Raw genomic sequence first — 21,825 nt, 5'->3', positions numbered from 1 at the left:
GCCTCCGATGACCGAGCCCTCTTCTTCCCCTACCGATGCCGTTCGCCTCAACAAGCGCATGGCCGAGCTCAAGATGTGCTCGCGCCGCGAGGCCGACGAGTGGATCGCCAACGGCTGGGTGAAGGTCAACGGCAAGCCGGCCGAGATGGGCGTGAAGGTCACGCCGTCCGACCGCATCGAGATCGACAAGGCCGCCAAGGGCCAGCAGGCGAACCAGGTCACCATCCTCATCAACAAGCCCATCGGCTACGTGAGCGGGCAGGCCGAGGACGGCCACGAGCCGGCGGTCACGCTCTTCACACCGCAGAACCGCTGGGCGGAAGACAACGCGCGCTTCTTCTTCAGTCCCCAGCAGCTGCGCGGCCTGGCGCCGTGCGGGCGGCTCGACATCGACTCCATCGGCCTGCTGGTCATGACGCAGGACGGCCGCATCGCGCGCCAGCTCATCGGCGAAGACTCCGTGATGGAGAAGGAATACCTGGTGCGCGTGGCCTACCACGGCCTGGGCCAGCCCGCGCCTACCGGCCAGCTGGTGCGCATGGACGACGACGACCCCGTCACCACCAACGTGCAGGCGGTCTTTCCGCCGGCCATGCTGGCCAGGCTGCGACACGGCCTGAGCCTCGATGGCCAGCCGCTCAAGCCGGCGCGCGTCGAATGGCAGAACCCCGAGCAACTGCGCTTCGTGCTCACCGAGGGCAAGAAGCGGCAGATCCGCCGCATGTGCGAGCTGGTCGGCCTGAAGGTGGTGGGCCTGAAGCGCGTGCGCATCGGCAAGGTGATGCTCGGCAACCTGCCGGTGGGCCAATGGCGCTACCTCGGGCCGCACGAGAAGTTCTGAGCCTGCGCGCGCTGAACCGCGCCACGCTGGCGCGGCAGATGCTGCTGGCACGGCGCAGGCTGACGGTGACGCAGGCCGTCGAACGCCTGGCCGGCCTGCAGGCGCAGGCGCCCAACCCACCCTACATCGGCCTCTGGAGCCGGCTCGAAGGTTTCCGGCGCGAGCAGCTGACCGAAGCACTGCAGAAGCGCCGCATCGTGCGCATGTCGACGATGCGCGCGACCCTGCACCTGATGACCGCGAGCGATGCGCTGGCGTGGCGTCCGCTGCTGGAGCCCGTGCACCAGCGAGGCCTGCTGGGCAATCACAAGAAGGCGCTCGACGGCATTGACCGCGCGGCGGTGGTCGAGGCGGGGCGTGCGCTGCTCGCCGAACGGCCGCACACCAGTGCCGAACTCGGGCAGGCCCTCGGTCTGCGATGGAGGGGCCGCGAGACGGCCTCACTGGCCGGCCTGATCCGCAACAACGTACCGCTGGTGCACCTGCCGCCGGCCGGCACCTGGAACTCGCACCAGAGTGCGCTGCTGCAGCCCCTCGGCGATTGGCTGGGGGAGGCCGTCGACGCAACCCCGGCCACGCAAGACGACCTGCTGCTGCGCTACCTTGCCGCCTTCGGCCCCGCCACGCTGGCCGACGCCGGCGCCTGGTCGGACCTCACCGGCTGGAAGGCCGTGGCCGAGCGCCTGCGGCCGCAGTTGCGCGTGTTCACGGGCGAAGACGGCCAGGAACTGTTCGACCTGCCCCGCGCGCCGCGCCCTGACGCCGACACGCCCGCGCCGCCGCGCCTCGTGGCCGAGTGGGACAACCTGCTGCTCTCGCACGCCGACCGCAGCCGCGTGCTGAGCGAGGCGCACCGTGCCCGCGTGTTCACCGTCAACGGCATCGTGCGTGGCACGGTGCTGCTCGACGGCTTCGTGGCGGGCGTCTGGAAGATCGAGCGTGCGAAGAACACCGCCACCGTGGTGCTGGAACCGCTCACGCGATGGTCGAAGGCCGATCGCATCGGCGTCGAGCAAGAAGCCCTCGACCTGCTGGCCTTCACTTCGGACGGCGAAGGCGAACGCCATGCCGTGCATCTGCCTTGAACGGGCCATGACCCCGTGGCGCACCCGCCGTCTAAGCGTGCCCTAAGTATTCGTTTCTACGCTGCGCCACGGCGCAGACACTTCCGATCATCCCGGTCGCGTGCTACCTTGCGGCCGAAGGAGTCGCCGCGATGCGCGTTCTACTGGTGGAAGACGATGAAATGATCGGGCGCAGCCTGAAGCAGGCGCTCGAGGGCGCGGGCTGGTCCGCGGACTGGGTGCGCGACGGCGAACTGGCGCAAAGCGCGCTGGGTGACGGTGGCTACACCTGCGTGCTGCTCGACCTTGGCCTGCCCAGGCAGGACGGCACCGAAGTGCTGCGCCGCGCGCGCGAGCGCGGCGATGCCACCCCGGTGCTGGTACTCACCGCGCGCGACGGCCTCGACGACCGCATCCACAGCCTCGACCTCGGCGCCGACGACTACCTGCTCAAGCCTTTCGAATTCCGCGAGCTGCTCGCGCGCATGCGCGCCGTGGTGCGCCGCCGCGACGGCGCCGCGCATTCGCTGGTCGGCAGCGGCTCGTTGCAGCTCGACCTCACCACGCGCGAAGTGGTGGTCAACGGCGCGCGCGAGGCGCTCACCGCGCGCGAGTTCGCGCTGCTGCATGCGCTGCTGGAGCGGCCCGGCGCCATTCTTTCGCGCGAGCAGCTCGAAAACCGCATCTACGGCTGGGGCGAGGAAGTCACCAGCAACGCAATCGACGTGCTGATCCACGGCATGCGCCGCAAGCTCGGTGCGGACGCGATCCGCAACGTACGCGGCCTGGGCTGGCGCGTAGCTGCATGACCGGAGTTCCGCGCAGCGGCGGCCGCTGGTGGCGGCCACGTTCGCTGCGCACGCAACTGCTGCTGTGGCTCATCACGCTGCACCTGGGCGCGGCCGTGCTCACGGCGTGGTTCTCCTTCGAGGCCTACGGCAACCTCGTGCACAACGCGCTGGACGACCAGATGCGCCTGGTGGCCGAGTCGTACGAAGGCAGCGATCCGCAGAAGCTGCCGCACCCGATGGACGGCGAGGCCGCCTTCTCGCGCGGCGCTTTCATCGTGCAGATCTGGAGTGCCGACGGCCAGACGCTGCGCGCCACCTCGTGGCCCGTGCTGACGGTGCCCTTGCAACCCCAGCCCGGCTTCAGCGACGTGAACACGGGCGCGCATGCGGGCTCCGACTGGCGCGTGTTCACCGCCAAGCCCGGCACGCGCGCCGACCAGCCGCGCGTGCAGGTGCTGCAGAACGAGGACTACCGCCGCCGCCGCGCCCTGCGCCGCGCAATGTTCGAAGGCCTGCCGATCGCGCTGCTGCTGCCGCTGGCGCTGCTGATCCTGTGGATCATCGTGTCGGCGGCTTCGCGCTCGCTGCGCGCGGTGGCGCGCGACGTGGCCTCGCAGGACGAGCGCAGCCCCACCGAGCTGTCGCTCGCGCGCGTGCCCGACGAGATCGCGCCGCTGGTGGGCGCCTTCAACAACCTGCTGACACGCGTGCGCAATGCCTTCGCCACGCAGCGGCGCTTCGTGCAGGACGCGGCCCACGAGCTGCGCACGCCGATGGCCGCCATCGGCCTGCAGATCGAGAACCTGCGCGCGCACGTGCCGGCAGGCGAGGCCACCGAGCGCTTCAACCAGCTCGAGGCCGGCGTCACGCGCGCGCAGCATCTGATCGAGCAATTGCTGCATCTCTCGCGGCAGGACGCGCCGCAGAGCGTCGGCAATGCGCGCGAGCGCGTCGACATCGAAGTGCTGCTGCGCGAGAGCGTGAGCCAGCTGATGGTGCTGGCCGATGCGCGGCGCGTGGACATCGGCTTTGAGGGCAGCATTGCCGCGGTGGTGTTCGCGCCCGCGGCCGAACTGCGCAGCGTGTTCGACAACCTGATCGACAACGCGCTGCGCTACGCGCCCGAAGGCGGCGTGGTCGACGTGAAGCTGCACGAGGTCGATGGCCACGCGGTGGTCGATGTGCTCGACAACGGCCCCGGCATTCCGCAGGCCGTCATCGGCCGCGTGTTCGATCGCTTCTTCCGCGTGCCCGGCGCTGTGGCGGGCGGCAGCGGGCTGGGGCTGGCGATTGCGCGTACGGCGGCCGAGCGGCACGGCCTGCGCATCGAGCTGCGCAATCGCACCGGTGGGCCGGGGCTGATGGCGCGCGTGCATCTGCCCGTGCTGCCGGTGTAGCGAAGGCCTGCCGGCACGCGAGGCACCTGCGGTCCAAAGTTTCAGGAAAAAGCGTGCTGCTCACGCGTGCGTAACTCTTCCCTCACATTCACCTCAGTCTGCGTGCCTAGAGTGCACTCAGGTCCTGCCACGCGCAGTTCGCGCGATGGCACGTGACCGGGGACAACCTGCAATCAGGAGAACACGTCATGCGCACTTCCTTCAAGCTTCTCGCCGTCGGTTCCTTTGCTGCGCTGGCAGCCATGGGCGCCGTCACCGCATCGGCCGAAACCACCGATGGTTCGGATTTCCATCCGCTGCAGATGAATTCGCCCGCGAACCCGGACGTCCAGGCCGGCGCGATGGCCGCGGCCCGTCCGAGCGGCACCGAGCCAATGGGCCAGTCGACCAGCGCACCCGCGATGAGCTCGACGATGCCGGTGGCCGACATCCAGGCCGGCGCCTATGGGGCGTCGCACCCGACCGGCACCGAGCCGATCGGGCAATCGACTTCGCTGCCGATGGTGAAGTCGGGCAGCGGCAGCTGAACTGAAGCTGCGCTGCCGGTGATGACGACGATCAGCGATCAGTCGTCGTTGCCGTTGCTGAGTAGCGCGCGGTAGATCACCGCGCCGATGATGGCCCCCGCAATGGGCGCCGCCCAGAACAGCCACAGTTCCGACACCGCATAGGACGGCCCGAACAGGGCCGGGCCCGTGCTGCGCGCGGGGTTCACCGAAGTGTTGGTCACAGGGATCGAGATCAGGTGGATCAGCGTGAGGCACAGGCCGATCGCAAGACCCGCGAAGCCGCCGGCCGCGCGCTTGGCGGTGGAGCCGAGGATCACGATCAGGAACACGGCAGTCATCACCACTTCGCACAGCAATGCGGCCGTCATGCCGTACTTGCCGGGTGAGTGCTCGCCGTAGCCGTTGGTGGCGAAGCCGCCGATGTCAGCGCCCGGCTTGCCCGTGGCGATGAGGTACAGCACACCGGCCGCTGCGATGGCGCCGAGCACCTGCGCCACGATGTAGCCCGCGAGCTGCGAGGCCTTGAAGCGGCCCGCGGCCGCAAGGCCGATCGACACGGCCGGGTTGAAGTGCCCGCCCGAGATCGGGCCCAGTGCATAGGCGCCCGTCACCACCGTGAGACCGAAGGCCAGCGAGACCCCGAGCAGGCCGATGCCGACACCCGGAAAGGCCGCTGCCAGAACTGCGCTTCCGCAGCCTCCGAGCGTGAGCCAGAAAGTACCAATGAACTCGGCCGACCATTTTTTGTAGGTACTGTGTTCCATAACTCTCCATCCTGAAGTTGAGAAAGCGCGCAATGCACGAGGCTGTGCGCGGGCGGATTCTAGGAACGCCAGGAGGGGGCGTCGAGCGTGTAATTCGTACTAACGGAACCTGTTCACGGATGGCGCGGCTTTTGTGCAGCGCCGCAACTGCGTTGCGTCTTCGTTCAGAGCGTCACGACGATCTTTCCGAACGCACCGCGCTCGAGATGATCGAGCGCGGCGGGCAGCGCATCGAAGCCGTACTGCGCGGCAATCACCGGCTTGAGCGCATTCGCATCGACGGCGCGCACCAGGTCTTCGAGCGCGCGACGGTGGCCCACGCCGATGCCCTGCACCGTCACGCGGCCCAGCACCATCGCGTAGAACGACGCGCTCAGCGTCTCGCCGCCGAGCATGCCGATGATCGACACGCGCCCGCCCTGCTTCACGGCCTGCAGTGAGCGATCGAGGTTGGGGCCGCTCGCGAGTTCGAGCACGTGGTCGGCGCCGCGGCCTTGCGTGAGCCTGCGCACTTCGGCGGGCCAGTCGCCGTCGCGCGCCAGCACGTGCGTGGCGCCGAGTGCGAGCGCCTGTGCGCGCTTGTCTTCGCTGCCCGTGACGACGATGGCCTGCGCGCCATGCAGCCGCGCGATCTGCAGGCCGAACAGCGCGACGCCGCCGGTGCCGTGGATCAGCACCGTCCCGCCCGCGCGCAGCGCACCGGTCTCGGCGAGCGCGAACCACGCGGTGAGGCCTGCGCACGGCAGCGTGCTGGCTTCGGCCAGGCTCAGCGTCGTGGCCGCCGCCACGGCCCAGGCGGCGTCGAGCAGCACATGCGAGGCGAGCATGCCGGGGCCGGGTCCGCCGAGCAGCGTGGCCTCCGCGTGCCAGTGGCTGTCGATCCAGCCGCCCCAGAAGGTGTTGACGACCCGGTCGCCGACGGCGAAGCGCGTCACGCCGGGGCCGATGGCCGCCACGGTGCCCGCCATGTCGGAGCCGGGTGTGAAGGGCAGGTCGAGCGCCATGCCCATGCCGTCGCGAATCATCAGCAGGTCGCGGTAGTTGAGCGACACCGCGCCGACCTTCACGAGGATCTGGTTGGCGCCCGGCACGGGCAGCGGCACTTCGGCCTGTTCGAGGTGGGCGCGGCCGAGCGTGGGGAGCTGCCAGCGGCGCAGCGTTCGAGGTTCCTGCATGAAAAGACTCCGCGGAAGGAAAAAGAAAAAAGAGGAGCCTTCATGCTATTGACGATGTCAGGTACCCGGTGGCGGATAATTTTCCTTTCACTGGTGCTTGAAAGTCTCCAATGGGTCAACGTCTGCAAGGCATCGAGGAATTCGTCGCGGCGGCGGAGGCGGGCAGCTTCGCGCTGGCCGCGCAGCGCCTGCATGTCACGCGCTCGGCCGTCGCCAAGAGCATCGCGCGGCTCGAAGCGCGCCTGAACACGCGGCTCTTTTTGCGCACCACGCGCAGCCAGAGCCTCACCGAGGAAGGCCACGGCTACTACGAGCGCTGCCGTCGCGTGCTGGCCGAACTCGAGGCGGCCGAAGCCGTGACCGACGCCGCGCGCAGCACCGCCTCGGGCCTCGTGCGCCTGAGCATGCCGGCGATGCTGGGCCGGCTGAAGGTCGGGCCGCTGCTGCTGGCGCTGGCGCGCCGGCATCCGCAGCTGTCGCTCGAACTCTCGTTCAACGACCGGCGCGTGGATCTCGTGGAAGAGGGGCTCGACCTGGCCATCCGCAGCGGCGAACTCGCCGACAGCGCGGAACTGGCTGCCCGGCCGGTCGGCATGCAGTGGATGGCGCTGTGCGCCTCGCCCGCCTACCTGGCCGAACATGGGCATCCCGCGAACATCGACGACCTGAAGGAGCCGCACGAGGCCGTGCTCTATGCGCGCGACGGCCAGATCTCGTCCTGGCGCTTCCACGACACCGAAGGCCGTCTTGTCGACGTGACGCTGCCTTCAAGGCTGCGCTGCGACAGCGCCGAGGTGCTGCTCGAAGCAGCCATCGGCGGCATGGGCCTCGCGCGCCTGCCGGCCTGGCTCGCGGCCGATGCGCTCGCGGCAGGCACACTGGTGCGCGTGTTCGACGAGCCGCGGCCCTTCGGCTTCGCGCTGCACGTGATCCGCCCGCGCAGCCGCTACCTGCCGCTGAAGACGCGGGTGGTGATCGACTGGCTCGCCGAGCACCTGCCGCCGCTGCTGGCCGCGCGCTGAAGCGGACGCTATCCTGCGCATTCAAACAACGAACGAGGAGATCCGCGCATGCATCCTTTTGCCGTCCGACACATCGCCACCGCCGCATGCATTGCCACGGCGGCCCTGCTGGGGGTGTCGAACACCGCGGCGCAGGGCACCGTCAACGCGCTGTGCAGCACCGACGCGGGCTGGTGCGAGGCGGCGGCCACCGCATTCACGCGCGAGACCGGCATCAAGGTGCAGCAGGCCCACAAGGGCACAGGTGAAATCGGCGCGCAGCTGCGCGCGGAAGCCGCCAACCCCAAGACCGACATCTGGTGGGGTGGCACCGGCGACCCGTTCCTGCAGGCCGCCGAGCAGGGCCTGCTCGAACCCTACCGCCCGGCCTACATCAACGACCTGCACGACTGGGCGGTGCGCCAGTACGCGCTGTCGCAGAACATGGTGGGCGGCTTCTACACCAGTGCCATCGGCTTCGGCTTCAACACCGACCTGCTCAAGAAAAAGAAGCTGCACGAGCCCAGGTGCTGGGCCGATCTCGTCAAGCCTGAATACAAGGGCGAGATCGAGATCTCGCACCCGGCATCCAGCGGCACGGCCTACACCATCATCGCGGGCCTGGTGCAGCAGATGGGTGAAGAAGCGGCCTTCGAGTACCTGAAGAAGCTGCACCGGAACGTCACCAGCTACACCCGCAGCGGCCAGGCCCAGGCGCCCAACGTGGCCAAGGGCGAAGTGGCCATCGGCGTGAGCTTCATCTTCGGCTTCGAGCGCTGGCGCTACGACAAATTTCCCGTGAAGACGGCCGCGCCTTGCGAAGGCACGGGCTACGAGATCGGCGGCATCGCCCTCGTGAAAGGCGCGCGCAACAAGGAGAACGCCAGGCGCTACTACGACTGGCTCATGAGCCCCGCGGGCCAGACCATCGGCGGGCAGTCGGGCAGCCTGCAGTCGCCGGCCAACAAGACCTTCAAACCCGACCCGCGCATCCCGTCGATGGCCGACGTGAAGCTCATCAAGTACGACTTCGAGAAGTACGGCAAGGCGGCCGAGCGCAAGCGCCTGATCGACCGCTGGACGCGAGAAGTGGAGTCACAGCCGAGGTAGGGCTCGCCCCCAGGCTTCGCGCACGCCTTCAGGACGTGCAGGCCTTGTTGTGAGACGCGTGCATGCCCTTGGCCTTGGCATCGGCCTCGCTCAGGTACTCGCCCTTCTTGGTCTTGCCGTAGTAGCGGTCGCCCATGCAGTGATAGACCTTGGTCTCGTCGTTCGCCCACACCTTGCCTGCGCCGCCACCGGGCGCGGCCGCCATCTTCGTGAGGTCGGGCGAGCCCGGCGTCCTGGTGGCCGTGCCGGTGCTCGGCGCCACACCGGTCTTGTCGACCTTCGCCGACTGGGTCTCGACCGCGGGTGCGGGTGTGGGCGCAGCCGCTGCGGCCGGCGCAGTTGCCGCCGCAGCACCGGCAGCAGCCGGCGCGGCCTTGCCGAACCAGGTCTTGATGCCCTTGTGACCACGGCAGGCGCCGGACTTGGTGTCGGGCGATGCGTAGCTGCCGTCCTTGCATTGCACGGTGGTGCCGGCGGGCGCATCGGCCGGAACCTGTGCCTGCGCGCCGAGCGAGGCGAGCCCGAGGAAGGCTGCGACGCACAGCACGCGGGATTTCTTGTTGTTCATGCAAAGCTCCTGGAGGGGTGAAGGAAAAGATCCACCGCGCAGCTTTGGCGAGCGATCCCAGCGCCAGCTGACTTGCACGCCGGAAAGAGCCAATCAGGGCGAACTGGCCGTGAAGGTGACTTGCCCGGTGTAGGTGCCGGCGGTGCGGCTGGCCAGGTTTGCGTACGAGAAGGTCCAGGTCGCGGTGCGCTGGGTGACGAGGTTGGCGAAGCTGGTGCCCACGACATTGACCGTGGTGCCCGTGCCCGAGTTGGGAATCGGCGGCGCGGGCAGGTTGCTGTCGCTGCTGGCGATCGTGATCTCCGACAGCGGGATCGTGTTTGCCCCGCTCGTGAGCGGCGCGGTCGCGGCCGCCCGCAGCGTGACCTGCCCCGCATTGCTGCGCACCTCGACCGGCAGCGCGTTGCCGCTCGGCGTGACGCTGAAGGTCGGCGCCGCGCCGCTCCAGTTCACGGGCGTGTTGTTGCCCGCGACCGGCGTGGTGGGCCCGCCCGGGATCGACGGCGTCAGCACGAAGCTCACCGTGCTCGTGGTGCCGCCCGGCGTGGGCCACGCGCCGTCGCCGATGCGAAAGAAGATGAACTTGTCGATGGCGATCGTGAAGTCGAGGTTCACCAACCCGGTGGTCAGCGGCACCGAGGCGCTCGGGCCGACGGTGCTCGATGCGGCGTGCGTGGCCCCCATCGGCGCCATGCCGACGGCCGTGGCGAGCAGGCCCGAGAACGTGCCTGCCAGGGGGCCTATACGGTGCGTCACTTGAGCTCCATGTCCACCTTGAAGCTGCCCTTGTCCCAGTCCAGCGTACCGCTGGCCTTGACCGGGTAGGCAGGCTGCGGCGCGGGCTGCCCGCTCTCGCCCTTGGGCACCAGTGCCAGCGTGCGCGTCTGGCCCGGCAGGATGGGGGTGCCCTCGGGCACCAGTTCGAACGCGCGGCCCTTGCTGTCGGTGGCGTCCAGGCTGCCTTCGAGCCGGCCGTGCGCGTCGCCCGTGTTGCTCACGGTCACCAGCGTGCGGCGTGCGCCGTTTGTTTCTCCGCTGGCGATCTGCTTGATTTCGAGCTTGGGCTCGGCGCCGTTGAGCATGACGTACACCGCCACCGCGATGCGGCCCGTGACCGGCAGGCTCAGGCTGGCGCCGCCGCTCTGGATGACGGTCTGCTGCGCGGGCTCCGTGCCCTCGATGGCGATCATGAAGCGGCACTCGCCGCGTGGCGCGTCGGCTGGCGGATCGACCTGGAAGCGGAACGCCTTCTTGCTGCGCGCCGGCACCGAAACGCTGCGCCGCTCCAGCACCACCCACGGCCTGCAGCTGCCGGGCAGCAGCTCGTCGTGGTAGCCGATGTTGCCTTCGGCCGAATAGCTCCAGTCGATGGTGCGCATCGTCACCTCGGTGGCGGTCGGCGCCAGGTTGTGGATGTCGAGCGACTGCCCCAGGCGCGCGCCGGCCTTGCCCGAGAGTTCGAAGCGCGACGGCGTGACGGCCAGCTCGAAGGGCGCGGCTGTTGCGGCGCCGGCCACTGCCAGCAGCAGGAGGACGAGAGAAGAGGGAGAGAGAAAAACGTTCATGGCAGGGTTTCGATTTCGAAGAACGATTCGAAGCTCAGCGCCGAGCCCGAAGGCATGCGCAGCTCGCGGGGGTCGACGCGCAGCGTCAACTCGAAGGTCTCGTTCATCCAGGGCGCCTGGACCACGCCGTTCCACACCTGCACCCGGTCGCCGGGCCGGCCGCTGCCGCTTGCGAAGGCGCCGTTGCCGCGCCATTGCACCTGCATTCCGGCCGGCGAGCGCAGGCCCGCGACCATCGACGGAATCACATAGAAGATGCGCGCGCGCCGGCCCACATGGGGGGCGGTGGCCAGCCGGTACTCGATGCGCCCGAGGGGCAGCACGACCATGTTGCCGTCCATCCCCTGGGCGTTGCTGAAATCGCTGCGCACCTGCGCGCGCGGGGAGGCCGAATCGTCGAGCCGGGCGACCGCCGCCCACGCGGGGGCGAGCGCTGCACCGCAGAGCAGCAGTGCAGCGGCTGGCCATCGGCGAAGGCGCGGGGAGGTCATTCCATCGAGGCCGTGAAGCGCACGGTGCCCTTGTAGTTGCCGCCCGGGTACACCACGTCGTTGTCGTAGGAGAACTGCAGCCGCGTGGCAGTCACGTTGCGCGACAGGTAGGTCCAGGTGCCGACGCCCAGGACGCAGGGCAGGCCGAGCGGGCCGACGCAGAAGGTGGCGTTCGCGTCGTAGCTCGCGATCGACTGGTTGGCGGCGGCGGTGAAGCGGCCGTTCTGGATGTCGCCCGAGGCGGCGTTGCTGTTGTTCGTGGCCACCCAGCTGATCTTGCTGAAGGGAATGGTCGTGGCGCCGCAGCCGCCCGACTGGCAGGTCAGCGCGATGGAGGAATCGACGCGCAGCGTCACCGGCCGTGCCACCGTGGTGTTGGCTATGGGGCGCACCGGCATCACCCAGACGTCGATGGTCGGCGTGCCGGTCACTGCCGTGGGGGTCAGCCCGGCGTTGGCGCCGGTCACGCTGAAGGCCACCGTGTCGATGGTCGCGCCGGGCGATCCCACGCGCAGGGTCAGGCCGTAGCTGCTGCCCGTGTCGGTCACCGTGGTGATGACGGCGTGGGCGGGCGGGGCGAGGCTCGCCGCCGCCACGAGCGCCGTCGTGGCGATCGCCTGGCATCGGCGGCTGCGCGTCATCAGATGCCCTGGGCTGTGTACGTGATGGTGTTCGTGTACGTGTTCGCAGCCCAGCCGGCGGGCGTGCCACCCAGCGAGTAGGCCCAGGTGCCGGTGGCGACCGCGTTCGAGGGGAACGAGGTCGAGGCGCAGGCGCCGAGGTTGGCGCCCGGATGAGGCAGCGTGCCCGTTGCGGTGACGGTGAAGTCCGCGTTCGTCGGGCCGCCCGTGAGGGGCGCCCAGGCGCCCATGGCGCAGTTGATGGTGCCGGCGCCGGCGTTGGTCCAGGCGTACACGGTGAGCGTGCTCGCGGCGGACGTAGTCGTGACGGTGGGCGCCGCGCCGTTCCAGTCCACGTTGGTGTTGTTGCCCACCACCGGCGTGGTGGGCACGCCCGGAATGCTGAGGGCTGAAGTCCAGGTCACCGTGTCGACCGTGGTGTTGGTCGAGCCGACGCGCAGCAGGATCAGCTTGGGCACCGTCACGCTCAGGTTCACCTTGGCCTGCGCCGTGATCGTGCCCGTGCCGGAGCCGTACTGGCTCTCGGCCATGGCGGGTCCTCCGGCAAGGGCGAGGCCTGTGAGCGAGGCGGCCAGCGCGAGGCGGGCAATGGGTTTTCGGGTCATGAAGTCTCCTTGGGGTTGTGTATGCGGGGAAAAAAAGAAATCGAAAGGTCGGTGTCGTGGCTCATTCGCCCACCTTGACCACGGGAATCGCAGCAGTGGCCTGGCCACGCAGCGGCACGTTCACGCTCGTTCCGGTGTCGCCGGCCGCGCCCCAGGGCAGCGGCACGCTTTCGAGCGTGAGCGTCAGTTGATGCCGGCCGGTGGTCACCAGCGGAAATTCGAAGCGCCCGTCGCGGTCGGTGATGGCGCGGTAGCGGCCGTCGAGCAGCACCTCGACGCCGGCCACGCCGCCTTCGCCCGACTGCTGCTCGCCGTCGCGGTTGGCGTCATAGAACACGCGGCCCGACACGCTGCCGCCGCCCGCACCCTCGCCGCGCATGCCCGCCGCCCGGTGGGCCGTGCCGGCGCTGCCCTCCCAGCGCAGGTAGACGTAGGCGGTCTTCTCATTGCTGCGATAGAGATTGGGTGCGGAGTAAGAGGTCGGCAGCAGCGAGGCGCGCGCCTGGTTGAAGTTGGCCATGAAGCCCACGCGCCAGCCCGCGCCCAGCTCCTTCTCGGCCATGAGCGAGCCCGACAGGCCGCGGCTGGTGTAGAGCCCGCCGCTTTGCGAGGTGTAGCGCAGGTTGCCGCCGACGTTGAAGCCGCTGTCGATCCAGTAGCGGAATTGCAGGCCCGCCGTCGGGTAGCTGCGGGTGGTGCCGCCGCTGCTGTCGCGCGCATGGCCGAGGGTGGTGGTGAGCTCGGGGCGCATCGTCTCGTAGCGCCCGCCGATCCAGTCCTGCTCCCACTGCACTTCCTGGCCGGTGGCGGCGCTGTCGCCGAGCACGATCAGCTCGTTGCGCCGCACCGTCAGCGTGAAGCGGCTGCGCGGCCAGTCGAAGAAGCGGGTCTGGTAGAAGGCGCTGCCGTAGAGGCTGCGCCCGTCGCCGCTCGCTATGGCGTTGGCGGTGCCGCCGTCCGGCAGCCCGTCGTAGCGCGTGCGGTACGCGCTCAGGCTGCCGCCGACGGAGTTGTAGCGGTCGAACAGGTACTGGAAATTGCCGCTCGCGCCGAAGCGCCGGTAGCCCGAGAGATGGAAGTTGGTGTCCGGCGCCGCGCGCTCGTAGTCCAGGCCGGCGCCCCAGCTCATGCGGCTGGTGTTGCGGTCCACGCGCCAGTACGCGCCGCGCGTGCCGGTCGCCAGTGCGTAGTCGCCGAAGTACAGGTTGGGCCGCGCGGTGTAGATGCCGAATTCATGGCGGTACAGGCCGGTGCGCGCGCTCGCCTCGATGAAGAGGCCCTGCGAATTGCCGGTTGCCACGCCCGGCGTGGGCGAGTTCACGCGGCTGCCCACCAGCGTGGCGCGCGCCTTGAAGTCGCCGTCTCGCACCACCTCGCGGCCGTAGCCGATCGACGTTGCCCAGCTCGTGACGTCCTTGCGGCCGATTCCTATCGCCGTGATGGGGTCGATGTAATAGGCCGGAATGTCGCGCGCCTGGTCGAGCTGGAACGAGGCGAACCATGGATCGCCCAGACGCAGCGTGGCCCCGAGCCAGCCGAGCGTGCCCTGGCTCTTCTCGAAGCCGGGGTACGGCCCGCCAGTGAGGTTGCCGCGCTGGCCGATGCCGGCGCGCACGTCGAGATCCGTGCTGAAGATGCGCGTCGAAGCGCCGCGCACCGTGGACGAGCCCAGCGTGAGCCTGTAGTTGCGCGCCAGGCCATCGGTGACTTCGCTGTAGATGTCGCCCACGGCGGTGTCGGCGAAGGTCTGCGTGGTCAGCGGAAAGCCGAGGTTGCGCAGCGTGAAGCGGCCGCTGGTGGCCTCGCGCGCGTAGCCCAGCGAGCCGATGCCGATGCCGCTCGCGCTGTTGTCGCCGCCCAGGTGGCGGCCGTCGGCCTGCAGCACGAACTCGCCGTAGTTGAGGGTCTCGCGCCGGTACTCGAAGCGCTGGCCGAACTCGGTCGCGCGCTGGCGGCCGTAACCGGTGGTCGTGGCGTCGCCGAAGCCGATGCGGCTTTCCACCAGCCAGGCGCGGTAGCCTTGCGGCTGCTCGGCTTCGGGCGTTGCGTCGGCCGCCGCGGTATCGGCATCGAGAGTCTCGAAGCGATCTTCGTAGGCCTTGGGCGCGGAGTCGACGAGCGCCTTCAGCCGCGCCTGCTCTGCCTGTGCACGGTCGAGGGTCTCGATGCGTGCGTCAGCCACGGCCTGGGGTTTCTGGGGCTCGGCCTGCGCCTGCGCGCAGGACAGCCATGCCAGGGCGGTCGTGCATTCGAGCCACGCGAGCACGCCCCTCGGATGCCACAGGGCTCCGACGGGACCAGGTACGGTCCACGGCGTTGTTCGAATCATCTGGCGACATCCCTGTTTTGTCTCCCGGGTGTTGCGGCCCTGTTCCGGATCAGCGCAGGATATTTCAGAAGTGCTGACGACCGTTAATATTTCGTGACCCGGAAGGCTTCCCCGGGCGAGAACGTTGGTCTTACGTCTTCAGGGGTGCGCAAAATGGAGCCTTTCGACCCCATTTGCCTCTTGATGAGGTCGAAAGACCACCCATTTGAAGAAGTTGGCACAGCGTCACCGCATGGACGCCGTGCCCGGCATAGAATTTTTTGGCTTCGATATTTCTCTTTCCATGGCTGATTCCTCCAAAACCAAACTCCCCTTCCAGGCTGAAGTCGCGCAACTGCTGCACCTCGTCACGCATGCGCTGTATTCGAACAAGGAAATCTTCCTGCGCGAGCTGATCTCGAACGCATCGGACGCGTGCGACAAGCTGCGCTTCGAGGCGCTCGACCACCCCGAGCTGTATGAAGACCAGCCAGAGCTCGACGTGCGCCTGAGCTTCGACAAGGCCGCGCGCACCATCACCATCACCGACAAGGGCATCGGCCTGTCGCGCCAGGAGGCCATCGACAACCTCGGCACCATCGCCAAGAGCGGCACAAAAGACTTCATGAGCAAGCTCAGCGGCGACCAGAAGGCCGACGCACAGCTCATCGGCCAGTTCGGCGTTGGCTTCTATTCGGGCTTCATCGTGGCCGACAAGATCACCGTCGAATCGCGCCGCGCGGGCCTGCCTGCCGACCAAGGCGTGCGCTGGGCCAGCGGCGGCGCCGGCGACTTCGAGGTGGCCGACATCACGCGCGCAGAGCGCGGCACCAGCATCACGCTGCACCTGCGCGACGACGCTGACGAATACCTCAACGCCTGGAAGATCAAGCAGATCGTCGGCAAGTACTCCGACCACATCTCCCTGCCCATCCTGATGGAAAAGGAAGAGTGGAAGGACGGCGAGAACGACCAGCCCGGCGACATGGTGAAGACCGGCGAGTGGGAAACCGTCAACAAGGCCAACGCCCTATGGAGCCGCCCCAAGAAGGACATCACCACCGATCAGTACGAAGAGTTCTACAAGAGCATCAGCCACGACTATGAGGCCCCGCTCGCCTGGAGCCACAACCGCGTGGAAGGCAGCACCGAGTACACGCAGCTGCTGTACATCCCGGCCAAGGCCCCGTTCGACCTGTGGAACCGCGACAAGAGCGCGGGCGTGAAGCTCTACGTGAAGCGCGTCTTCATCATGGACGATGCCGAGGCGCTGATGCCCAGCTACCTGCGCTTCGTCAAGGGCGTGATCGACTCGGCCGACCTGCCGCTGAACGTGAGCCGCGAGCTGCTGCAGGAAAGCCGCGACGTGAAGGCGATCCGCGAAGGCAGCACCAAGCGCGTGCTCGGCATGCTGGAAGACCTGGCGAAGAAGCAGAAGACCGCGCCCGAGAGCGGCGAAGGCAAGATCGACGTGGGCTCGGGCGAATCGGTGCCTGCACCCGATCCGACCGAAGGCGTGACCGATGTCGTCGACAAGAACACGCCCACTGCGGCCGAAACTGCTGCCGCGGCTGCCGATGAATCCGGCAAGTACGCCAAGTTCTACGCCGAGTTCGGCGCGGTGCTGAAAGAAGGCCTGGGCGAAGACATGGGCAACCGTGACCGCATCGCCAAGCTGCTGCGCTATGCCTCCACCACCACCGACGCGGTGGGCGTGAGCTTTGCCGATTACAAGGCGCGCATGAAGGAAGGCCAGGACGCGATCTACTACATCACGGCCGACACGCTCGCCGCCGCCAAGAACAGCCCGCAGCTCGAAGTCTTCAAGAAGAAGGGCATCGAGGTGCTGCTCATGACCGACCGTGTCGACGAGTGGGCGCTGAACTACCTGAACGAGTTCGACGGCACCCCGCTGCAGAGCGTGGCCAAGGGCGCAGTCGATCTCGGCAAGCTGCAGGACGAGTCCGAGAAGAAGGCCGCCGAGGAAGCCGCCGAGTCGTTCAAGCCCATGCTCGAGAAGCTCAAGGAAGCCCTGAAGGACAAGGCCGAAGACGTGCGCGTGACCACCCGCCTGGTCGACTCGCCCGCCTGCCTCGTGGTGCAGGACGGCGGCATGAGCACGCAGCTCGCGCGCATGCTCAAGCAGGCCGGCCAGCCCGCGCCCGAACTGAAGCCGGTGCTCGAAGTGAACGCCGAGCATCCGCTGGTGAAGAAGCTCGAAGGCTCGTCGCATTTCGACGATCTCGCGAACATCCTGTTCGACCAGGCGCTGCTCGCCGAAGGCGGGCTGCCGGCCGACCCGGCCGCCTACGTGAGGCGCGTCAACGCGCTGCTGGTGTGAACGACCGGCCGCGCGTCCCTCGTGCAGCAGCCGTCGTTCCGGCGGCGCTGCTGTTGCTTCTGACGGGCGGCTGTTCTCACTATCACGTCGGTATTCCGCTGGTGCCTGGACTCTCGCTGGGGCTGGGCGCCACCAAGGACGGCAATTTCTCGGTGGGGCTCAACACCGGCTTCGGTCCGCTCGGCGCGGGCGTGGCCGTGAACAACGGCGGGCAGGTGTCGGGCTCGGCCGGCGTGGGTGTCGGCGTAGGGCCGGTGGCCACGGGGGTCAGCAAGGGCGCTGTGCTCTACGACCCGAAGGCCGCGCCTGCGGCTCCCGCTGCTGCGGCGGTCGCTCCGGCCGGTGCGGTGGCATCGGCGACACCCGCTGCACCTGTGGCACCAGCAACGTCGGCATCGACCGCTGCGGGAACGCCGGCGACGGTTGTCCCCGTGCGCTATTCGACACCTGCCGATCCGTTCACGCCCATCGCCACTCCTGCTGCTGCGGCCCAGGCACCCGCCGCCTCTTCGGTGGCACGCACCGCGGCACCGGCCCGGCCGCCCCTCGTCAAGATCACGCGTCCGCCACCGGAGCCTCCGGCGCCCGCCGTGAACATCAAGTACCGCACCCCGGCCGTGGCTGCCGCTGCGGCCTCGGCCCGCGAAACCGGCACGCCCGGAAACCCCGTCGCGCCCTGATCGACGCGCCTTTCACACGAACACGCGACCCGGCCTAACATCGCGGCTGGTATCTCCTCCGGAGACAGTCGTCCATGACCCGTCGACCGCTGCTGCTGCACCTCCTGGACCTCCTGGCCATAGCCGCCCTTGCGGCCACGGGACTGCCCCGCGCAGCGAAGGCGCAGGCCGCGTACCCCGCCAAACCCATCCGCTGGATCGTGCCGTACCCGGCCGGAGCCGGCGCCGACATCGTCGCGCGAACCATCGGCACGCAACTCGCCATCGACGCGGGGCAGCCGGTGATCATCGAGAACCGCGCAGGCGGCAACACCGCGCTCGGCGCCATCGAGGCCGCGCGCGCCCCGGCCGACGGCTACACGCTGCTGTCGGCCGACAACGGCACGCTGGTGTTCAACCCCGCGCTGTATCGCAACCTCAGCTACAACCCCTCGCGCGACTTCGCGCCCGTCACCCTGCTGGGCCGGCTGCCTATGGTGCTGCTGGTAGGCCCTTCCAGCGGTGTGAGGGACGCGCGCGCCTTCATCGACGATGCGCGCGCCTTTCCCGGCAAGGTCAGCTTTGCCTCGGCCGGCACCGGCAGCCCGCAGCACCTGGCGATGGAGCTGCTCGAACGCGAAGCCGGGCTGGAGATGGTGCACGTGCCCTACCGCGGCGCCGCGCCCGCGCTGGCCGACGTGGCGGGTGGCCAGTTGCCGGTGCTGATGTGCGACCTGGCCGCGTCGCGCCGCTTCATCCAGGGTGGCAAGCTGCGCGCGCTGGCGGTGGCGCACCCGCAGCGGCTGAAGGAACTGCCCAACGTACCCACCTTTGCCGAGCTAGGCATGCCGCGCGTCGAAGCTGCCGCGTTCATGGGCCTGGTGGTGCCCGCCAACACCCCGGGCGAGATCGTGACGCGGCTGCAGCAGTCGGTGGCCAGCGCCATCCACAACCCCGCCGTGCTGCGCAAGCTTGCCGAGTTCGGTGTCGAGCCGGTGGGCGATGCGCCTTCGCAGTTCGCGGCGCTGCTGCAGGGCGAGTCGGCGCGCTGGCATCCGCTGATCCGCGATCTCAATCTCTCGCTCGACTGAGCCGGTCCTTTACGGCAACTTTGCGCATGTGCCGAGCCTTCCTCACTTTGAACTAAGAGTCGCTGCCTAGATTGGCGCATCGCACAGAAAAGGTCGGCGAGGCGGGTTGCAAGGGGCAGGCCGGTCCTCCCGAGACCCATGACCACGAGCCGGTTCCACCACGTCATTTTTGCGGACGACTTCTTCCGCTCTCCAGCCAACGGGCTGCTGTATCACGCCGCCAACCGGCGCTTCCTCCGGGGCTTCTTCGACACCGCGCTGGGACGCCTGGGCCTGCCGGTGCGCGAGATCACGCCGCTGTCGGAAGGCGGCCGCATCGACGTCGAGCGCCTGATGGTCCGGCTGGAGCTGCCCTGCACCCCGGCCGGCTGGGCACGCGCCTGCATCGCCAACCTGTTGCCGCTGGCCGGGCGCGAGGGCCTGCCAATGTTCGACCCCGGCTGCCTCGTGATCGGCTGGGGCCTCACGCCCGCGCTGCAACAGTGCATAGACCGCAGCGGCGCGAGCTACCTCGACATCGAGATCGATCCGCGCCGCTTCACCGAGCATCTGCACTTCTGCGCGCGCACCAATGACCCCGTGATCGAAGCCGCGCTGCTGGCGCGCCGCGTGGACGAAGAGCTGTTCTGGAACCACGCGAGCGCGCTCAAGGGCCGCTTCGCGCGCCACGGCGCGGCCTCGCTGTTCGATCCGCGGCTGCGCGTAGGCCTGTTCTTCGGGCAGAGCCTGGTCGACCTGTCGCTGGTCAGCGGTGGGCGCACCATGCACCCGGCCAGCGTGATCGCGCCACTTCGCGAGCTGGCCAACAGCGTCGACTTGCTGGTCATCAAGCCGCACCCCTATGAGAGCGCGCTGCACGACCTGGCGCCCATCGCGCGCGCCATTCCCAATGTGGCGTGGACGGGGGAGAACACGTACGCGCTGCTGTCGGCGGCCAACGTGCATTTCGCTGCCAGCCTGTCGTCGAGTGTGCTGACCGAGGCGCGCTACTTTCGCAAGCCCGCGCACGCGCTGATCCGTGCCGACCGCAATGCGGCCGGGTTGCTGCCCGAGACCTGCTCAGACTGGATCCCAGTGGGCGCCGCGCTGGGCGCGATGGATTTCATGGCCGCGGCCTGCGGCGCCGACGACAACAACAATGCCAGGCCGAGCCTCACGGCCTGGCCCGAAGCGGCGATCGACCGCGCCTTCCTCACGCGCTGGGGCCTCGACGATCAGACGCAGGGCCTGCCCGAGGTGGCCGAGCTGCAGATGGGGCGCTCCTACCTGTTCCATCCCGGCAGCCCCGCGATGAGCTGGCTCAGCCATGGCTGGGCAGGCTTCGACGGCGATGGCGCGCGCAGTGAGGGCGAACTGGCCTGCCTTGTCATTCCCTTGCCTTCGCTGGCGCAGTCACCTGTGCTGTCGCACCAGCGGCCGTACCGGCTCGAGGTGAGCATCGACTACCGCAGCAACGCCAAGGCCACCAGCGTGCTCGCCATATTCGACGGCACGGTGCTGCCGGGTCAGCGCGGCACCGGCGCACGGCGGCGCAGCCTGGTGTTCGAGATCGAACCGACGGCGGGACGCAAGTGCCTGGTGCTGCAGTTCGTCGTGGCCGCCGGCACGGGGCGCCGCATGGCCCAACCGGCCTTCACCATCAGGAAGCTGCAGGTGTCACTGCGCATGGGCCGGGGAGTGATCTCCGCGCCGCCGAAGACGACAGCGAAGCAGTGGTCCGAGATGCATCCGGTGCGTGCGATGACGCGGGCGTTTCGCGCGTTGATCGATACGGCGCGTGGGGTTATCGGGTAGCTGTCGAGGCAAGGGCGTACAGCAGCGTAGTCCAGTGCCGGAGCCGTTCGATGGCCCCCTGTCGCCCCGCAGTGGCATCCGCCGCGCTAGCCGGCAACGCAAGCAATTCGCCGGCCGCGGCGGCAACCGCCCGCGCAAACTTCGGCGCATCATCGCGCCACACCACCACGCGGTGCGCCAGACCAAGCTGTGCCGCGCGCCCCGCGTTGATCGCCTGCTCCGGCTGGTCGGTCAGCAGCAGCAGGATCGGTTTGCGATAGACCGCTGCGATAGACAGCGCTGCCATGCCCGGCGCTGAAACGATGAACGCGCTGTGCGCCGCGGCCTCTATCCAGTGCTCGTCGCGCGCATGCCAATGCGGCCGATGGGCATAGCCCTCGCCGACGAGATGTACCGGCACGCCCGCGTCGGCAAGACCCTGTTCGAGGCCGTCCGCAAGCGCCGGCTCCTGGAAATGCGGGTTGAGGTACACGGCAGCCGCGCGCTGTGCCGCATCGCTGTGGTCCACCGCGTCGACTACCGCGACCGGCGTGGCCAGCCGGTGGCGGCCGTGGCCGTCGTGCTGCGGCTCGCCATAAGCGAAGTCGTGCTCGATGCGCGCGAGGCTGCGGTCGATCTGCCACGCCACGATGCCGCCGAACAGCTTTGCAATCGCGCCGGGCATCCGTCCCTTGAAATTGGTTTCGAGCGCGCGGCGCAGGCTGGCGCCGTACACGTGCACGACCTTGCGCCGCCAGAACGGCAGCCAGCCCATCAGCAGCAGCGCGGGGTGGAACGAGTCGTTCACCACCAGGTCGGCTTCACGAAAGCGTGCGCGCAGCCGCCACACGTCGCGCAGCATGCGTTCGGGGCGGAACATGTAGTGCGCCACGTTGCGGTCGGTCTCGCGGCGCAGCATGTTCTGCTGCGTGTCGAACTGCACGGCGTAATGGCGCGAGAGCACTGGCGCATCGATGCCGAAGCCGGCGAGAAAGCGCGCGCCTTCGTCCGAGGTGGTAAGCACCTGCACCTGCGCGCCGGCTGCGCGCAGCGCGTGCGCGAGCAGCTGTGCGCGCATCAGGTGGCCGCGCGCGTCCGCGGTCGCGAGGTAGAGGATGCGCGGCGGCATCG

21 protein-coding genes are annotated in these 21,825 nt (G+C 68.8%); 11 read left to right on the top strand and 10 right to left on the bottom strand.

Features of this window, described 5'->3' with window-relative positions; translation table 11 throughout:
• Positions 1-7: 7 nt before the first annotated feature.
• From ACTG4X_RS32940 to ACTG4X_RS32920, 5 genes are all read left to right on the top strand, one after another.
• Positions 8-841 carry a pseudouridine synthase gene (locus tag ACTG4X_RS32940; RefSeq protein ID WP_440532910.1) on the top strand — a complete coding sequence of 278 codons (834 nt, stop codon included), beginning with the start codon at positions 8-10 and terminating at the stop codon, positions 839-841.
• The gene (locus ACTG4X_RS32935) at positions 808-1,926 is read left to right on the top strand and encodes a winged helix DNA-binding domain-containing protein (RefSeq protein ID WP_440532909.1); all 1,119 of its coding nucleotides are present in this window, start codon (positions 808-810) and stop codon (positions 1,924-1,926) included. Before ACTG4X_RS32940 ends, ACTG4X_RS32935 begins: the two co-directional genes overlap by 34 nt.
• Positions 1,927-2,057: 131 nt before the next feature.
• A complete protein-coding gene (locus ACTG4X_RS32930; RefSeq protein ID WP_093058650.1) occupies positions 2,058-2,714 on the top strand; it encodes a response regulator in 657 nt (218 codons plus the stop codon).
• Entirely contained in the window at positions 2,711-4,093 is a 1,383-nt protein-coding gene (locus ACTG4X_RS32925) for a sensor histidine kinase (RefSeq protein ID WP_440532908.1), read from the top strand. The genes ACTG4X_RS32930 and ACTG4X_RS32925 overlap by 4 nt, the downstream gene beginning before the upstream one ends.
• A gap of 188 nt (positions 4,094-4,281) precedes the next feature.
• Complete coding sequence (locus ACTG4X_RS32920; RefSeq protein ID WP_093080935.1) at positions 4,282-4,620, top strand: hypothetical protein; 339 nt, start codon at positions 4,282-4,284, stop codon at positions 4,618-4,620.
• Positions 4,621-4,658: 38 nt separating this feature from the next.
• On the opposite strand, the gene aqpZ is transcribed toward ACTG4X_RS32920, so the two are convergent.
• Both aqpZ and ACTG4X_RS32910 read right to left on the bottom strand, forming a co-directional pair.
• The gene (gene aqpZ / locus ACTG4X_RS32915; protein WP_093058653.1) at positions 4,659-5,366 is read right to left on the bottom strand and encodes an aquaporin Z; all 708 of its coding nucleotides are present in this window, start codon (positions 5,364-5,366) and stop codon (positions 4,659-4,661) included.
• 164 nt (positions 5,367-5,530) lie between these two features.
• The gene (locus ACTG4X_RS32910) at positions 5,531-6,541 is read right to left on the bottom strand and encodes a zinc-dependent alcohol dehydrogenase family protein (RefSeq protein ID WP_440532907.1); all 1,011 of its coding nucleotides are present in this window, start codon (positions 6,539-6,541) and stop codon (positions 5,531-5,533) included.
• A 110-nt stretch (positions 6,542-6,651) separates the two neighbouring features.
• Between ACTG4X_RS32910 and ACTG4X_RS32905 the strand changes: the two genes are divergently transcribed.
• On the top strand, positions 6,652-7,563 hold the full coding sequence (locus ACTG4X_RS32905; RefSeq protein ID WP_307616951.1) for a LysR family transcriptional regulator: 912 nt from the start codon (positions 6,652-6,654) through the stop codon (positions 7,561-7,563).
• 48 nt (positions 7,564-7,611) lie between these two features.
• The gene (locus ACTG4X_RS32900; RefSeq protein WP_440532906.1) at positions 7,612-8,652 is read left to right on the top strand and encodes an ABC transporter substrate-binding protein; all 1,041 of its coding nucleotides are present in this window, start codon (positions 7,612-7,614) and stop codon (positions 8,650-8,652) included.
• Positions 8,653-8,680: 28 nt separating this feature from the next.
• Here the strand turns inward: ACTG4X_RS32900 and ACTG4X_RS32895 are convergent, their stop codons facing one another.
• The 7 genes from ACTG4X_RS32895 to ACTG4X_RS32865 all read right to left on the bottom strand — a co-directional run bounded on the left by ACTG4X_RS32895 (position 8,681) and on the right by ACTG4X_RS32865 (position 14,851).
• A complete protein-coding gene (locus ACTG4X_RS32895) occupies positions 8,681-9,220 on the bottom strand; it encodes a DUF3761 domain-containing protein (protein WP_093058657.1) in 540 nt (179 codons plus the stop codon).
• Between the two features lie 93 nt (positions 9,221-9,313).
• Positions 9,314-9,976, bottom strand: a complete 663-nt coding sequence (locus tag ACTG4X_RS32890) for a hypothetical protein (RefSeq protein ID WP_256216966.1) — start codon at positions 9,974-9,976, stop codon at positions 9,314-9,316.
• The gene (locus ACTG4X_RS32885; protein WP_093179772.1) at positions 9,973-10,785 is read right to left on the bottom strand and encodes a COG1470 family protein; all 813 of its coding nucleotides are present in this window, start codon (positions 10,783-10,785) and stop codon (positions 9,973-9,975) included. Before ACTG4X_RS32885 ends, ACTG4X_RS32890 begins: the two co-directional genes overlap by 4 nt.
• Positions 10,782-11,276, bottom strand: coding sequence for a hypothetical protein (locus ACTG4X_RS32880; protein WP_097197738.1), 495 nt, complete (start codon positions 11,274-11,276; stop codon positions 10,782-10,784). Before ACTG4X_RS32880 ends, ACTG4X_RS32885 begins: the two co-directional genes overlap by 4 nt.
• Positions 11,273-11,917, bottom strand: a complete 645-nt coding sequence (locus ACTG4X_RS32875) for a hypothetical protein (protein ID WP_097197739.1) — start codon at positions 11,915-11,917, stop codon at positions 11,273-11,275. Before ACTG4X_RS32875 ends, ACTG4X_RS32880 begins: the two co-directional genes overlap by 4 nt.
• The gene (locus ACTG4X_RS32870) at positions 11,917-12,522 is read right to left on the bottom strand and encodes a hypothetical protein (RefSeq protein ID WP_097197740.1); all 606 of its coding nucleotides are present in this window, start codon (positions 12,520-12,522) and stop codon (positions 11,917-11,919) included. The genes ACTG4X_RS32875 and ACTG4X_RS32870 overlap by 1 nt, the downstream gene beginning before the upstream one ends.
• Positions 12,523-12,583: 61 nt before the next feature.
• Complete coding sequence (locus ACTG4X_RS32865) at positions 12,584-14,851, bottom strand: SdrD B-like domain-containing protein (protein WP_440532905.1); 2,268 nt, start codon at positions 14,849-14,851, stop codon at positions 12,584-12,586.
• Between the two features lie 283 nt (positions 14,852-15,134).
• On the opposite strand from ACTG4X_RS32865, the gene htpG reads away from it, so the two are divergent.
• The 4 genes from htpG to ACTG4X_RS32845 all read left to right on the top strand — a co-directional run bounded on the left by htpG (position 15,135) and on the right by ACTG4X_RS32845 (position 20,715).
• Positions 15,135-17,171, top strand: a complete 2,037-nt coding sequence (gene htpG / locus ACTG4X_RS32860) for a molecular chaperone HtpG (protein WP_440532904.1) — start codon at positions 15,135-15,137, stop codon at positions 17,169-17,171.
• Positions 17,168-17,851: a hypothetical protein gene (locus ACTG4X_RS32855; RefSeq protein WP_440532903.1), complete on the top strand. Its 684-nt coding sequence runs from the start codon at positions 17,168-17,170 to the stop codon at positions 17,849-17,851. Before htpG ends, ACTG4X_RS32855 begins: the two co-directional genes overlap by 4 nt.
• A gap of 74 nt (positions 17,852-17,925) precedes the next feature.
• A complete protein-coding gene (locus tag ACTG4X_RS32850) occupies positions 17,926-18,921 on the top strand; it encodes a Bug family tripartite tricarboxylate transporter substrate binding protein (protein WP_440532902.1) in 996 nt (331 codons plus the stop codon).
• 138 nt (positions 18,922-19,059) lie between these two features.
• Positions 19,060-20,715, top strand: a complete 1,656-nt coding sequence (locus ACTG4X_RS32845; protein WP_440532901.1) for a hypothetical protein — start codon at positions 19,060-19,062, stop codon at positions 20,713-20,715.
• Here ACTG4X_RS32845 and ACTG4X_RS32840 read toward each other — a convergent pair.
• The gene (locus tag ACTG4X_RS32840) at positions 20,705-21,823 is read right to left on the bottom strand and encodes a hypothetical protein (protein WP_440532900.1); all 1,119 of its coding nucleotides are present in this window, start codon (positions 21,821-21,823) and stop codon (positions 20,705-20,707) included. The genes ACTG4X_RS32845 and ACTG4X_RS32840 overlap by 11 nt on opposite strands.
• Positions 21,824-21,825: the final 2 nt, after the last annotated feature.

Origin of the sequence: Variovorax sp. YR566 (genome assembly GCF_051992195.1) — a bacterium.
Taxonomy (GTDB): domain Bacteria; phylum Pseudomonadota; class Gammaproteobacteria; order Burkholderiales; family Burkholderiaceae_C; genus Variovorax.
The sequence above is the reverse complement of the archived record's forward strand: the minus strand, read 5'-3'. Positions and strand labels throughout refer to the sequence as shown.

What these genes read in the sequence shown, in the direction of transcription:
- ACTG4X_RS32940 (WP_440532910.1), top strand. Translation starts at nt 8, where the DNA reads ATGACCGAGCCCTCTTCTTCCCCTACCGATGCCGTTCGCCTCAACAAG.
- ACTG4X_RS32935 (WP_440532909.1), top strand. Translation starts at nt 808, where the DNA reads ATGGCGCTACCTCGGGCCGCACGAGAAGTTCTGAGCCTGCGCGCGCTG.
- ACTG4X_RS32930 (WP_093058650.1), top strand. Translation starts at nt 2,058, where the DNA reads ATGCGCGTTCTACTGGTGGAAGACGATGAAATGATCGGGCGCAGCCTG.
- ACTG4X_RS32925 (WP_440532908.1), top strand. Translation starts at nt 2,711, where the DNA reads ATGACCGGAGTTCCGCGCAGCGGCGGCCGCTGGTGGCGGCCACGTTCG.
- ACTG4X_RS32920 (WP_093080935.1), top strand. Translation starts at nt 4,282, where the DNA reads ATGCGCACTTCCTTCAAGCTTCTCGCCGTCGGTTCCTTTGCTGCGCTG.
- aqpZ (WP_093058653.1), bottom strand. Translation starts at nt 5,366, where the DNA reads ATGGAACACAGTACCTACAAAAAATGGTCGGCCGAGTTCATTGGTACT.
- ACTG4X_RS32910 (WP_440532907.1), bottom strand. Translation starts at nt 6,541, where the DNA reads ATGCAGGAACCTCGAACGCTGCGCCGCTGGCAGCTCCCCACGCTCGGC.
- ACTG4X_RS32905 (WP_307616951.1), top strand. Translation starts at nt 6,652, where the DNA reads ATGGGTCAACGTCTGCAAGGCATCGAGGAATTCGTCGCGGCGGCGGAG.
- ACTG4X_RS32900 (WP_440532906.1), top strand. Translation starts at nt 7,612, where the DNA reads ATGCATCCTTTTGCCGTCCGACACATCGCCACCGCCGCATGCATTGCC.
- ACTG4X_RS32895 (WP_093058657.1), bottom strand. Translation starts at nt 9,220, where the DNA reads ATGAACAACAAGAAATCCCGCGTGCTGTGCGTCGCAGCCTTCCTCGGG.
- ACTG4X_RS32885 (WP_093179772.1), bottom strand. Translation starts at nt 10,785, where the DNA reads ATGAACGTTTTTCTCTCTCCCTCTTCTCTCGTCCTCCTGCTGCTGGCA.
- ACTG4X_RS32880 (WP_097197738.1), bottom strand. Translation starts at nt 11,276, where the DNA reads ATGACCTCCCCGCGCCTTCGCCGATGGCCAGCCGCTGCACTGCTGCTC.
- ACTG4X_RS32875 (WP_097197739.1), bottom strand. Translation starts at nt 11,917, where the DNA reads ATGACGCGCAGCCGCCGATGCCAGGCGATCGCCACGACGGCGCTCGTG.
- ACTG4X_RS32870 (WP_097197740.1), bottom strand. Translation starts at nt 12,522, where the DNA reads ATGACCCGAAAACCCATTGCCCGCCTCGCGCTGGCCGCCTCGCTCACA.
- ACTG4X_RS32865 (WP_440532905.1), bottom strand. Translation starts at nt 14,851, where the DNA reads ATGATTCGAACAACGCCGTGGACCGTACCTGGTCCCGTCGGAGCCCTG.
- htpG (WP_440532904.1), top strand. Translation starts at nt 15,135, where the DNA reads ATGGCTGATTCCTCCAAAACCAAACTCCCCTTCCAGGCTGAAGTCGCG.
- ACTG4X_RS32850 (WP_440532902.1), top strand. Translation starts at nt 17,926, where the DNA reads ATGACCCGTCGACCGCTGCTGCTGCACCTCCTGGACCTCCTGGCCATA.
- ACTG4X_RS32845 (WP_440532901.1), top strand. Translation starts at nt 19,060, where the DNA reads ATGACCACGAGCCGGTTCCACCACGTCATTTTTGCGGACGACTTCTTC.
- ACTG4X_RS32840 (WP_440532900.1), bottom strand. Translation starts at nt 21,823, where the DNA reads ATGCCGCCGCGCATCCTCTACCTCGCGACCGCGGACGCGCGCGGCCAC.